At 63.6% G+C, this 12,657-nt stretch carries 8 protein-coding genes; 3 read left to right on the top strand and 5 right to left on the bottom strand.

Features of this window, described 5'->3' with window-relative positions:
* Positions 1-38: 38 nt before the first annotated feature.
* The 3 genes from IQ458_RS01335 to IQ458_RS01345 form a co-directional block, all read right to left on the bottom strand.
* Entirely contained in the window at positions 39-2,891 is a 2,853-nt protein-coding gene (locus IQ458_RS01335) for a TonB-dependent receptor plug domain-containing protein (RefSeq protein WP_203321665.1), read from the bottom strand.
* A gap of 237 nt (positions 2,892-3,128) precedes the next feature.
* Positions 3,129-5,888 carry a TonB-dependent receptor plug domain-containing protein gene (locus IQ458_RS01340; RefSeq protein ID WP_203321666.1) on the bottom strand — a complete coding sequence of 920 codons (2,760 nt, stop codon included), beginning with the start codon at positions 5,886-5,888 and terminating at the stop codon, positions 3,129-3,131.
* A 285-nt stretch (positions 5,889-6,173) separates the two neighbouring features.
* Complete coding sequence (locus IQ458_RS01345) at positions 6,174-9,011, bottom strand: TonB-dependent receptor plug domain-containing protein (RefSeq protein WP_203321667.1); 2,838 nt, start codon at positions 9,009-9,011, stop codon at positions 6,174-6,176.
* A 448-nt stretch (positions 9,012-9,459) separates the two neighbouring features.
* Between IQ458_RS01345 and apbC the strand changes: the two genes are divergently transcribed.
* The 3 genes from apbC to IQ458_RS01360 all read left to right on the top strand — a co-directional run bounded on the left by apbC (position 9,460) and on the right by IQ458_RS01360 (position 11,530).
* Positions 9,460-10,308 carry an iron-sulfur cluster carrier protein ApbC gene (gene apbC, locus IQ458_RS01350; RefSeq protein ID WP_183642447.1) on the top strand — a complete coding sequence of 283 codons (849 nt, stop codon included), beginning with the start codon at positions 9,460-9,462 and terminating at the stop codon, positions 10,306-10,308.
* Between the two features lie 91 nt (positions 10,309-10,399).
* Positions 10,400-10,966 carry a dCTP deaminase gene (gene dcd / locus IQ458_RS01355; protein ID WP_141453330.1) on the top strand — a complete coding sequence of 189 codons (567 nt, stop codon included), beginning with the start codon at positions 10,400-10,402 and terminating at the stop codon, positions 10,964-10,966.
* A gap of 15 nt (positions 10,967-10,981) precedes the next feature.
* Positions 10,982-11,530: an RDD family protein gene (locus IQ458_RS01360; RefSeq protein WP_203321668.1), complete on the top strand. Its 549-nt coding sequence runs from the start codon at positions 10,982-10,984 to the stop codon at positions 11,528-11,530.
* Positions 11,531-11,539: 9 nt separating this feature from the next.
* Here the strand turns inward: IQ458_RS01360 and IQ458_RS01365 are convergent, their stop codons facing one another.
* Positions 11,540-11,950: an HIT family protein gene (locus tag IQ458_RS01365; protein ID WP_203321669.1), complete on the bottom strand. Its 411-nt coding sequence runs from the start codon at positions 11,948-11,950 to the stop codon at positions 11,540-11,542.
* Entirely contained in the window at positions 11,947-12,624 is a 678-nt protein-coding gene (locus IQ458_RS01370) for a dienelactone hydrolase family protein (RefSeq protein ID WP_183642441.1), read from the bottom strand. The genes IQ458_RS01365 and IQ458_RS01370 overlap by 4 nt, the downstream gene beginning before the upstream one ends.
* Positions 12,625-12,657 lie beyond the last annotated feature (33 nt).

Below are 12,657 nucleotides of genomic sequence, written 5' to 3' on the forward strand. Positions count from 1 at the left end.
TTGCGGCGGGGCCTTTGGTACTGCTGGGTGTCCGGCGGTTACTTGCCGAACTTGTAGCGCGCTTCCACGAAGAACGAACGGCCGTACACGTTGTACAGGTAGTTGTTGTACGGCGTGGCCTCGTTGCCGGGGTAGCTGCGGGCCTGGTCTTCCGGGGTCTTGTCCAGGACGTTGTTGACCATGAACGAGAATTCCAGGTTGTCCATCGGCGCGTAGTTCACGCTCATGTTGTACGTGATGTACGGCGCCCACCAGCCGGCGCGCGGATCGGTGAAGCCACGGGTGTTGTACGCGACCCAGTTCGGCGTCTTGCCGATGCGGTTCGCATAGACCGTGGTGGTCCACTTGTCCTTGTTCCAGGCCACCGACAGGTCGGCGCGGGTCTTGGCGTACGCGTCATACACCCACATCGAGTACGGGTCGCGCAGCAGGTCGATCGCGGGATCGCCCGGCAGCGGGGTGACCGTGTGCTTCAGCGTGTTGGTGTAGTTGCCGGCGAACTTCAGCGCGCCGAAGCGGCCGATGTCCAGCAGGTAGTTGACGCTGGCGTTGACCGCGCGCAGCTTCTGCTTGGCGACGTTGACCTTCGGGGTGAACACGGTCTCGATCGCGCCGGTGCCGTCACGCGTGATCCAGGCCAGCGCGTTCTCGCAACCCTGCGAACCGGTGTCCATCTGGCCGGTGCGGCAGTAGTACTCCATCAGCGACAGCTGGTCGGTGCTCTGCAGGTCGACTTCGTTCTCGATGTCCCACGCGAAGTAGTCCACCGACATCGACAGATTGCTGCTCGGCGCCCAGACCACGCCGGCGCTCCACACGTCCGCGGTGATCGGTTCCAGCTTCGGATTGCCCGCCTGCTGGCCGAAGAACTGCGAGTCGTCATAGGCGCAGTCGGCGGTGTTGCCCGGCAGGTAGCCTTCCTGGGCGCAGCGATAGTAGTCGGTCACCTGGTCGTAGTAGCCGCTGACACCCTGGAAGGTGTCGGACAGGGTCGGCGCGCGGAACGCGGTGCCGTACTTGCCGCGCAGCAGCAGGCTTTCGATCGGGCGGTACTCCAGGCCGATGCTGTAGGTCGGCTTGTCGACGGTTTCGCCGTAGGCGTCGAACGCGTCATAGCGGCCGGACAGGGTCACGGTCAGCGGCTCCAGCACCGGCAGGCGCAGTTCGCTGGTGACCGCGTAGCGGGTGCGGTGACCGGCGCCGCTCACGGCTGTGGTGCCCCACACCTGCGATTCCAGCGTTTCCGGATCCGCGATCAGGCGTGCGTCGGGCGTGTAGTCCCAACCCTGGTTGCCGCCTTCGACCACCACGGCCAGGCCGGCGTCGCCGCCCGGCAGCGAGAACAGCGCGCTGTTGGTCACCTGCGCGCGCAGCATGTTGTCCCAGGTCTTGCTGCGCGAGGTCGCGAAACCGGTGAAGCTGGCGAAGTCGGCCGGCGACATCGGGGTATAGAACGCCGCGTAGTCCGGACGGAACACCGGATACAGGCCCTGCACCGGATCCAGGCCCAGCTGCGGGCCCAGCACGTTCTGCTCGAAGTAGTCGTTGATCGGATCCGCCCAGCGGGCGAAGCGGCGCTGCTTCAGGCGGTACTCGGTGCGGGTCAGGCCCAGATCCCAGTCCCAGTTGCCCAGCACGCCGTTGGCGCCGAAGGTCACCGAGTAGGAACTGCTGCGATCGGTGTTCATGATGTCGCGGTAGCCTTCGCCGCCGATGTCCTCGGGCGAGAACGCGCGCTGCAGGTTGACCAGCGCATCGAGGTCCGGATCGTAGAAGTAGCCGTACTTGGCGCTGGTGCTCCACCAGGTGTAGGCCGAACCGGTGGCGTACTTCACTTCTTCATGGCTGTACAGCACGTCGCCGTACAACTGCAGGCTGTCGCTGACGTCGAAGGTCGCGTGGCCGTAGGCCTGCGCGGATTCCTTGCCGTTGGTGATGGTGCGGTAGCCCGGCGTGCTGAACGAACCGCAGTACTGGCCGAAGCCCGGACGGTTCTGCAGCCCTTCGGTGCCGCCGAACTGGCCGCTGACGTTGGCGCAGTTGTTCGGATCCAGGAACAGGTAGCCGTTATTGGCCGGGCGGATGCCGCCGCTGGCCGCGTAGTCGCGGTAGCCGGCGACCAGGTAGTCGCGGCTGGCCAGCGGCGCGGTGTAGCCGTTGACGTTGTACTGCTTGGTCAGATCGCGCTGGTAGCCCCAGATCGGATCCTTGGTCTCGGCCTGGATGCCGGCCAGCACGTTCAGGCGGCCGTCGTAGCCGGTGAAGCCCTTGGCCAGGCTGAAGCGGAAGCTGTCGCCGCCGCCGTCGCCATAGGCGCCGCCGCGCACGCTGAGCGCGCCGCCGTCCATGTTCTTCTTCAGGATGATGTTGATGACGCCGGCGATCGCGTCCGAACCGTACAGGGAGGACTGGCCGCCCGGCAGGATCTCGATGCGCTCGACCAGATCGATCGGAATGCCGCTGATGTTGTTGAAGGTATCGCTACCGTTGTACAGCGCCGGATAGTTGGCCATCGGGCGGCCGTCGATCAGGTACTTGGTGTAGCCCGGATCCAGGCCGAACATGCTGACCGTCTCGGCGCCCTGGGTGAAGGCGGCGGAGGTCTGGCCGCCCTGGATGCCGCCGGTGGAGAACGCGGACTGCTGCAGGGCATCGGCGATGCTGGTGAAACCACGGGTCTTGATGTCCTCGGCGGAAATCGTGGTGACCGGGGTGAAGTTTTCCAGCTGGGTCTGGGGGATGAGCGAACCGGTGACCGTGACCTTGTCGAGGTTGGTGGTGTCGCCGGCGGGAGCGGGGGAGGCGTCTTGAGCGAAAGCGGCGGTCGGGGCCAACAGGACGGCGACCATCGCCGCGGTCAGGCGGCTCCGCTTGATGTTGCGAACTGGCATTTGCTTGTTATTCCTTGGAACGGATTGCAAAAGGTGCGGCCCTTCGCGCTGTTCCCTCAGCCAGACCACAGAGTTCCCCGACATTCCTGGGGGGCGGCGAACTTAACACGCATTTAACTGCCACTGTAACGTTTGTTACGTTTTGTGAAGGCGAGTGGACAGGCTTGGTTAAGCAGTCGCCAAAAAGAAAGCCCGGCTTGCGCCGGGCTTTCGATATTGCGTGGACTACGGGTCCGATCAATTGAACTTGTAGTCGAACTGCAGGAACACCTCGCGACCGATCGGGCTGTACGCGCGCCAGAAGTAGGGGTACGTGTTGAAGGTGTCGTCGCGCGGATGCAGCTTGTCGAACACGTTGTTGACGTACACACCCACCGTTGCCTTGTCCGTGATCTTCTTCGCGACGTTGAGGTTCCACAGGATGTAGGGCGCGATGCGTCCGGTTTCGGCCCAGTTCGGCAATGAACCCCAACGGGTGTAGTAGGCCGCGGCGCGCCAGTCGTTCTTCTCCCAGCTGACCGTGCCGTTGATGCGGCTGCGGAAATTGAAGTACTGGGGATGGTCGCGGACATTGATCATGTCGCCACCTTCGAACTCCTGGAAGTCGAGCTTCAGCACATGCGTCCAGTTCAGCTGGAAGCCGAACGAACCCCAGCGATCCGTGTCCAGATCGTAACGCCATGCCGCATCGATGCCGCTGGTCTTGTTGAGCGATTGGTTGATGGGGAACGAACGGAACTGTTCGACCTGCTCGTCAGCCAATCCGCCGGAACCGGCACGCTCGACCAGAGCGGTGTAGAACTGGCAGGTGCTGGAGTTGGGGTCCACCGGCTGCCCGTCGCGCGTCTGCCCCAGCAGGCAGTCGGCTTCGTTGCGGAACAGCAGGCCGGAGATGTCGCCCACCGCGTCCTTCAGCTCGATGTTGTAGTAATCCACGGAGAACGACATCTGCTCGGTGACGTCCCAGACAAAACCGACAGTGGTCGATTTGCCGGTTTCGGCCTCCAGGTTCGGATCGCCACGGCGGGTGCCGAACACCTGGTAGTTGTAGTCCGCGCCTGCGCAGGGGTTGGGACTCACGCGCGGATCGAAACCATCGCGACGGCACTTGTACTCGTCGAAGATCTGGGTGAAGAATCCGGATTCCTCGGCGAAGATGTAGTGCATGTCCGGAGCGCGGAAGCTGGTGGCATGGCTGGCACGCAGCAGCAGGCTTTCCATCGGCCGCCATTCGAGGCCGACCTGCCAGGTGCTGGCACCATCGATCTCGCTGATGTCATCGAACTTGTCGTAACGGCCCGCCAGGTTGGCCTTGAAGTTGCTGGTGATGGGCACGCTGAACTCGACGCCGAGCGCGTAGCGCGTGCGATCGCCATGCCCGCCGGAACTGGTCAGATTGTAGATCGGCTCCGGGCCGGTATAGGTGGGCGAGGTACGCGCATCGGGCTTGACTTCGTACTTCTGCTTGGCGCCTTCCAGGACCGCCGCCATGCCGACCGCGCCGGCCGGCAACTCGAACAGGTCGCCCGAAAGTACGAAGTTCGCCTGGGTAACGCTGGATTCCGCGCGATCCCGGACCATGGTGTTCAGCGAAGCGAAGGTCGCCGGATCGATTGGATTGAAGAAACGGTCGAGATTGAGCTCGAAGGAATCGTAGGCGCCAAAATAAGGATCCGGGCCCAGGGATTCGCCGAGGAAGTAATCATTCAGCGGATTGGCGAGGAAGCGCGGCTGGGACGTATTGAGCTTGTACTCGGAGCGCGAGAGCGTGGCATCCCAGTCGAAACGGCCATTGGCGAAACTGCCCCGCAGGCCGGCCGCGAAGTCGAGTGACTTCTCCTCGCTGGTGGTCACGAGGTTGCCGCCCGTTTCCGAGGGAGTGAAGATGCGCTGGGGCTGCACGAAGGCGCCGAAGGGAATCGCCTCGGAGGTCACGTTGGGCGCGAAGATGTAATCCGGCGTGGTCCAGAACTGGGTGCCGGAGGTGAACTGCGCCTTGGCCCGCGTGTAGTTGAACTGCGCCCAGCCCTGCATGCCGCCGTCGAAGTCCCAGGTCCCGTACAGATAGGCGGACTGGTTGCTGTCGGAGTTGCGGATGGACTGTGTGGCCGGGTAACCGGGGTAACCGCAGCGCGGGCCCGTGTAGACCGACGAGGTCTCGAAGAAGTAGACCTCGAAATCCTTGAAGCGGTCGCAGGTGGCCTGCGCGCCATCCGGGAAAATGCGCGAGCTGTTGAAGCCGTCGAACAGCAACAGGCCTTCGGTGGGATTGATATCGTCACGCGAGCGGCCAGGCTCGTCGTAGAAGGAATCCATGAAGCTGCGCTGGGAGGCGAAGATCTCTTCGCGTTCGAGTGCCTCGAAGGCGTAGGTGAGGCTCCAGTTGTCGCCGGTCTTGCCGCCAACCCATTGGAGCCGACCGGTATCGCCGCCACCGCGGGTGGTGGCGCCGGCACGCACAGAGAGCTGGTCACCCTCGAAGTTGGTCTTCATGATGATGTTGACGACGCCGGCGACCGCATCTGAACCGTAGATCGCCGATGCGCCGCCCGTCAGCACCTCGATGCGCTCGATGGCCGCTGCCGGGATGTTGGCCAGATTCACGGCATTGGACTGGCTGTTGTACGGCAGCGGATAGTCGGCGGCGCGCCGGCCGTTGATCAGGATCAGCTGATAGCCGGGACCCAGGCCACGCAGATTGAGGAAGCTGGCATTCGGGGTGAAACCGTTCTGGACCAGTTCGTTCTGCACGCTGCCGGTGAACTGGGTCAGCGTATTGAGCGCGTCGTAAACAGTGGAAAAACCTTCCTTCTCGATGTCCGCGGCAGTCACCACGACGACAGGAGCGGGACCTTCGACATCCACGCGCTTGATGCGCGATCCAGTCACGGTGACCTTGTCCAGCGTCTGCGTGCCCTGCGCCGGAGGCGAGGAGGATTCCGGTTGCTGTGTCTCCTGGCCGTAAGCCAGGACAGGTGTCAGGAGGACCGCGAACATCGCGGTCGCGAGCCGATTGCGCTGGAACGAGCGCGCATTGCCATTACGCATAAAAACCACCCCCAAATTCTGGTCGAAATGTGACGACTGGCCAGTCCCTGGCACCCCCGAATCCTCCGTTAAATCGACGTTAACACGACGAAATTCACATTTCTACAATCTCAAGGGATTGATTCTTAAAGAGTAATTTGAATTATCTGCGCCGGGATGAGCCTTGAACGGCCCACGGTCAAAAAACAAAAAAGCCCGGCGTGAGCCGGGCTTTTCCGTTGCGGTACCAGTCGATTAGTTGAACTTGTAGTCGAACTGGACGAACACCTCGCGACCGACCGGGCTGAACGCGCGCCAGAAGTAGGGATACGAGTTGAACGTGTCGTCACGCGGATGCAGCTTGTTGAACACGTTGTTGACGTAGACACCGATGGTGGCCTTGTCCGTGATCTTCTTGCGCAGGCTGGCGTTCCACATGATGTACGGCGCGATGCGCGAGGTCTCGGCCCAGTTTGGCAGCGAACCCCAGCGATAGCCGTACACCGTGGCGTTCCAGTCGTTCTTGGTCCAACCCATCTGCCAGTTCAGGCGGCTGCGGAAGTTGAAGAACTGCGGATGATCGCGACGATCTTCCATCCGCTCGCCGGGGAACTGTTGCGCTTCCAGCTTCAGCACGTGGGTCCAGGACAGCTCGGCATTGAAATCGCCGAAACGATCGGTATCGATATTGTAGGTGGCACGGGCATCGATACCGGAGGTCCTGGTGAGCACCTGGTTCTGCGGATAGGTGTGGAACTCGAGCACTTCGCCGGTGGTCGGGTCGCGGACCACGCGGCTGGTGAAGTCCGCGCAACGCGGCGAGTTCTGATCCACCGCGCTGCCATCACGATTGGTGCCCAGAAGGCAGGCGGCTTCCTCGCGGAACAGCAGGCCGGTCAGATCGCTGATCGCGCCTTCCAGCTCGATGTTGTAGTAATCGACCGACAGCGACAGGTTGTCACGTGCATCCCACACCACGCCCGCGGTGTAGGACTTGCCTTCCTCCGCGTCCAGGCGCGGGTCGCCCTTGCGGGTGCCGAACACCTGGTAGTTGTAGTCGGTGCCGCCGCCGCACTCCGTGGTCACGGTCGGGTTCAGGCCAGCCTCGCGGCAGGCATACTCGTCCATGATGTACAGATAGAAGCCCGACTCACCCGCGTAGATGTAGTGCATGTCCGGGGCCTTGAAGCTGGTGGCGTAGGAGCCGCGCAGCAGCAGGCTGTCGATCGGACGCCATTCCAGGCCGGTGGACCAGGTGAACGCACCATTGATGTCACTGGCGTCGTTGAACTTGTCGTAGCGGCCGGCCAGGCTGGCCTTCAGGGTTTCGAAGATCGGAATGCTGAACTCCAGGCCGAACGAATAGCGATCACGCTTGCCACCGCCTGCAGTGGCGGTCAGGCCCATCGGCGCGTCGTTGCCCGTGTAGTTGAGCAGCAGGCGATCATCGGGGCTGACGTCGTACTTCTGGGTAGCACCTTCCAGCACCGCGGCCATGGCCAGCGGACCGGCGGGCAGTTCGAACAGGTCGCCGCTGATCACGAAGGAGCCCTGGGTGACTTGCGAATCGGCTTCGTTCTTGTAGCGCGACGTCATCTCCGCGACTTGGCCCGGGCTGAGCGGGTTCATCAGGCGGCCGACGTTGAGCGCGTAGATCGGCAGGCCGGTTGCGGCATGCGTGCCCAGGTTCGGTCCGAAGAAGTAGTCGCGCACCTTGCCGGCGACGAGATAGGAGAATTCCTCCTTCATATCGTAACGGGCATGCGAGATGGTGGCGTCCCAGTCGAACTTGTTGTCGAAGAGGGTGCCGCGCAGACCGGCCGCGATGTCGATGGAGGTTTCCTTGAACGTGCTGGGCTGGCCGCCGCCGGAACCGATTTCGCTCGGGGTGATGAAACGCAGCACGTTGCCGAGCACGGCGTTGTAGTTCGGATCGTAGAAGTTGCCGACGCCGAGCCCGCCGCCGCTCTGAACGAAGCGGGACGAACTCGCTACCTTCGCTTCCGAGGAGACGATGTTCAACTGCGCCCAGGCCTGGGTATTGCCGTCGAAATCGTAGGTGCCATAGAGGTACGCGGACAGGTTCTTGTCCGAGTTGCGGATGGACTGGCCGGCCGGCCAGCCGAAGTAGCCGCAGCGATCGGGCGTAGCGAGCGCAGGATTGGACTTGAAGGCTTCAAACTCGCTGAAGCGATCGCAGACGGTCTGGGCGCCGCCCGGGTACTCGCGCACCGCGCTGCCCGGACCGGTGGTCGGGTTGCCATTGGCGTCGCGACGTACGGTGAAACGCACACCTTCATAGGCGGTGGTCGCATTGGCCGGATCCGACAGGCTGGGGTCGTCGCGGAACGAGTCCATGAATTCACGCTGGAAGCCGTAGATGGCTTCGCGCTCCAGATACTCGGTGGCGTAGGTCAAGCTCCACTTGTCGCCGGTCTTGCCGCCGACCCACTGGAAACGACCGGTGTCACCGCCGCCACGGGTCGTGGTGCCTGCGCGCACGGTTACCAGGTCGCCTTCGTAATTCGTCTTCAGGATCACATTGACCACGCCGGCCACCGCGTCCGAACCGTAGATCGCGGAAGCACCACCCGACAGGACTTCGATACGGTCGATCGCCGCCGACGGGATGGCGGCCAGGTTCACCGCGTTCGACTGGCTGTTGTACGGCATGGGATAGTCGGAGGTGCGACGGCCGTTGATCAGGACCAACTGGTAGCCAGGGCCGAGGCCGCGCAGGTTCAGGAAGCTGCCATTCGGGGTGAAGCCGTCCTGGTTCAATTCGTTCTGCACGGAGCCGGTGAATTGGCTCAACGTGTTGAGTGCGTCATAGACGGTCGAGAAACCTTCCTTCTCGATGTCGGCCGCGGTGATCACGGTCACCGGCGACGGACCTTCCACGTCCACGCGCGAGATGCGTGAGCCAGTGACGACGACCTTGTCCAGATTCTGGGCCTTGGCGGGAGCCGAGGCTTGTTCCTGTTCTTGCTGGGTTTCCTGGGCGGCTGCGGCGGTGGCGGGCAGCACGAACGCCGCAAAAAGGGCGGCGCACAGGCGGTTGCGCTTCAATGCGCGCGTATTGCGAACTGGCATGTAGTGAATCCCCTTGAGATATAGATGCGGGCCCCATGGCCATTCCATTGGCCTGCCGCATCAAAGTGAAATCCTTGTTACGAAACTAACATGACATTAACGAATGGTGTGATTCGCGTCCCAGTGAAATCAGAATTCTTTTAATTATGTGATTTATGTCACAAAATTCTTGGCGAATTTGTAGCGCTGCACAATGCCCTTTTGAGTAATTTGTTTTGAATCAATGCGTTACAGAAGTCCCGCCAAGACCCGTTTGATCCGGTCGAAGGCCGTGCTGAGGCACCGTTAACTGGGCAGGTGGAGCCGCCGTCGCAGGCACCAGAGCGGGCAGCCGGACCTTTTCCCCCGATCACCTAAACTGTGCGCCGCACCTTCCTTGTTGCCCGGCGCCCCGCCCAGGCGGCCAGCGCCCTTCCGGGCGACGGGCATCGCTCATCCAACGCAGAACATGACCCCCCAAACCGTCGTCCCCCATGCCGTCCAGGGCACCCTGAGCCCTTCCCCCCGCGTCAAGAACGTCATCGCCGTCGGTTCCGGCAAGGGCGGGGTGGGCAAGTCCACCACCGCGGTCAACCTGGCGTTGGCGCTTCATGCCGACGGAGCCCGGGTGGGGCTGCTGGATGCCGACGTCTACGGCCCCAGCATCCCGGCCATGCTCGGTTTGTCGGGGCGGCCCGACAGCCCGGACAACAAGTCGATCGAACCGATGCGGGCGTTCGGCGTGGAGGCGATGTCGATTGGCCTGCTCGTGGATCAGGACACGCCGATGATCTGGCGCGGCCCGATGGCGACTTCGGCGCTGATGCAGTTGTTCACCGACACCCTGTGGGGTGATCTGGACTACCTGCTGATCGATCTGCCGCCGGGTACGGGCGACATCCAGTTGACCCTGGCCCAGAAGATTCCGGTGGCGGGCGCGGTGGTGGTCACCACCCCGCAGGACATCGCCACCCTGGATGCGCGCAAGGCACTGAAGATGTTTGAAAAGGTCGAGGTCGCGGTGCTGGGCATCGTCGAGAACATGGCGGTGCATACCTGTTCCAGTTGCGGCCACGTCGAGCACCTGTTTGGGGAGGGGGGCGGCCAGCGGATGGCGGCGCAGTACGGCGTGCCGCTGTTGGGATCGCTGCCGCTGGACATCGCGATCCGGGAGCAGGGCGATGCCGGGCGGCCGGTGGTCGTGGCCGCGCCGGATTCGGCCGCCGCGCAGGCCTACCGGCAGGCGGCGCGAGCGCTGGTGGCGCAACTGGAATCCCGGCCACGGGCCAAGCCTTCGATCCTTTCCTCGCTGGTCTGACCCTGCCTCGTCTCGGCCCGCTCGGGCGAGGGGCCGGGCTGCCCTACAATGGCGGCCCCGTCCGCACCCGTCTCCGCAACAGGAACCCTGCATGAGCATCAAGAGTGACCGTTGGATCCGCCGCATGTCCGAGCAGCACGGCATGATCGAGCCGTACGAGCCGGGACAGGTGAAGCAGGTCAACGGCGAGCGCATCGTCAGCTACGGCACCTCCAGCTACGGCTACGACGTGCGCTGCTCGCGCGAGTTCAAGGTGTTCACCAACATCAACTCGACGATCGTCGATCCGAAGCACTTCGATCCCGGCAGCTTCGTCGACATCGAATCCGACGTCTGCATCATCCCGCCGAATTCGTTCGCGCTGGCCCGCACGGTCGAGTACTTCCGCATCCCGCGCGACACCCTGGTGGTGTGCCTGGGCAAGAGCACGTACGCGCGCTGCGGCATCATCGTCAACGTGACCCCGCTGGAGCCGGAGTGGGAAGGGCACGTCACCCTGGAGTTCAGCAACACCACGCCGCTGCCGGCGCGCATCTACGCCAACGAGGGCGTGGCGCAGATGCTGTTCTTCCAGTCCGACGAAGTCTGCGAAACCTCGTACAAGGATCGCGGCGGCAAGTACCAGGGCCAGACCGGGGTGACGCTGCCGCGGACCTGAGCGTGGCGCAGGTACATGGACGCCAATCCGTATACGCCACCCGCCACGGCACTCGTCGAGAATGACAAGGGCCACGAAGTGGTCCTGGCCGCGCGTTGGCGCCGATTGGTGGCTTGCATTATCGATACATTGCTGCAGGCGGCGTTGTGGATCGGGGCGGGTCATGGCCTGCAATCGCTGACAGGCTGGCAATTGAGCGCGGAACAGCCTGCGCGTGTCCCGACGACAACGCTGGAGTATTGGCTGGAGCCTTTCATCATCGCCGGCCACCCGCTCGACTACCTGCTTGGTTTCGCGGCGTTCCTGGTGTTGCAGGGGTGGTTGCTGGCCAGGAGGCAGCAGACCATCGGCAAGCTGATGCTGGGTGTGCGCATCACCGATGCATCGGGCCAGCCCGCCGGCCTGCGACGCATCCTGCTGGCGCGTGAGCTGCCATGGTGGCTGTTGGCGTTGGTGCCATTTGGCACGCTCCTTGTCGCGCTAGAGCCCCTCTTCATTTTCCGCCGCGACCGGCGTTGCCTGCACGATCTGTTGGCCGGAACACGCGTGGTTGCCGCGCGCTGAACACGGCCGCTACGCGATCAGACGCCGACGCCAGCGCGCCACCTCGGTCGCCAGTTCGGCTTCGGAAAAACGCTCGGCTTGGCCATGTCCCCACACGGGGCCCGGCCAGGCCGGATCGCCTTCGTGGCGTCCCACCAGGTGGATGTGCAACTGGCGCACGATGTTGCCGAGCGCGCCGATATTGAGCTTCTGCACCCCTGGAACCGCACGGATCAATCCGCCCGCCTGGTTGATCTCCGCGAGCAGCAGGCGTTGCTGGCCGCCATCCAGATCCAGCCATTCGCTCACGTTGTCCACCCGCGGCACCAGCACCAGCCAGGGATAACGACGGTCGTTCATCAGTCGCACCTGCGACAGCGGGCCATCGGCGATGAACAGGCTGTCGCGGGCCAGGCGGGAATCCGGTTCGAAGCCGCTCACCCGATCTGCTCCGCGAGGAACGCCAGGCTGCGTGAAAGTGCCAGGTCGGCGCTTGGCGCGTCGTGGATGTCGGGACTGGCGTCGCGGTTGAAGGCATGGCCGGCCGGATAGGTGAAAACGGGCAGGCCGGGCAAGCGGTCGCGATGAAGTTGCACGGCTTCCGGTGGAATCGACGCGTCCTGTTCGCCGAAATGGAACATCACCGGCGCAGGCAACGTCGAACCGGATGGCATTTCCTCCAGGAACAGGCGGTTGCGGGAGCCGTAATAGCTCACGCCCGGCAGCCCCAGCCGAAGCGCGGACAGGAAGGCGACCGTGCCGCCCCAGCAGTAGCCGACGGTGCCGACTTTTCCAGCCCAGGCCAGCGCGGCGGCGGCGGCGGATACCACGTCGAGCGCGGCGTCGAATCCCAGCTTGCCGATGAGTTCGCGGCCGCGATCGTGGGCGGACGGGTCGTAGGGCAGTTCGACACCCGGCTCGACCAGATCGAAGAACGCCGGCGCCAGGGTCGCGTAGCCAGCCTCGGCGTAGCGTTCGGCGACGCTGCGGATGTGCGCGTTGGCGCCGAAGATTTCCTGGATGATCACCAGGCCGCCACGGGGCGCACCTGCCGGTTTGGCCTGCCAGGCCGCCACCGGGCCGCGCGCGGTTTCGAGGGTGATCCATTCGCCCATGGGGGAGAGTCCTGCATTGCCAGCGAGGCGCGC

It is taken from the genome of Pseudoxanthomonas beigongshangi (assembly GCF_016820515.1).
In the GTDB taxonomy this organism is placed as follows: Bacteria; Pseudomonadota; Gammaproteobacteria; order Xanthomonadales; family Xanthomonadaceae; genus Pseudoxanthomonas_A; species Pseudoxanthomonas_A beigongshangi.

Bases quoted from the DNA above. Each gene is read 5' to 3' on its own strand.
- IQ458_RS01335 (WP_203321665.1), bottom strand. From the start codon at position 2,891: ATGCCAGTTCGCAACATCAAGCGGAGCCGCCTGACCGCGGCGATGGTC.
- IQ458_RS01340 (WP_203321666.1), bottom strand. From the start codon at position 5,888: ATGTTCGCGGTCCTCCTGACACCTGTCCTGGCTTACGGCCAGGAGACA.
- IQ458_RS01345 (WP_203321667.1), bottom strand. From the start codon at position 9,011: ATGCCAGTTCGCAATACGCGCGCATTGAAGCGCAACCGCCTGTGCGCC.
- apbC (WP_183642447.1), top strand. From the start codon at position 9,460: ATGACCCCCCAAACCGTCGTCCCCCATGCCGTCCAGGGCACCCTGAGC.
- dcd (WP_141453330.1), top strand. From the start codon at position 10,400: ATGAGCATCAAGAGTGACCGTTGGATCCGCCGCATGTCCGAGCAGCAC.
- IQ458_RS01360 (WP_203321668.1), top strand. From the start codon at position 10,982: ATGGACGCCAATCCGTATACGCCACCCGCCACGGCACTCGTCGAGAAT.
- IQ458_RS01370 (WP_183642441.1), bottom strand. From the start codon at position 12,624: ATGGGCGAATGGATCACCCTCGAAACCGCGCGCGGCCCGGTGGCGGCC.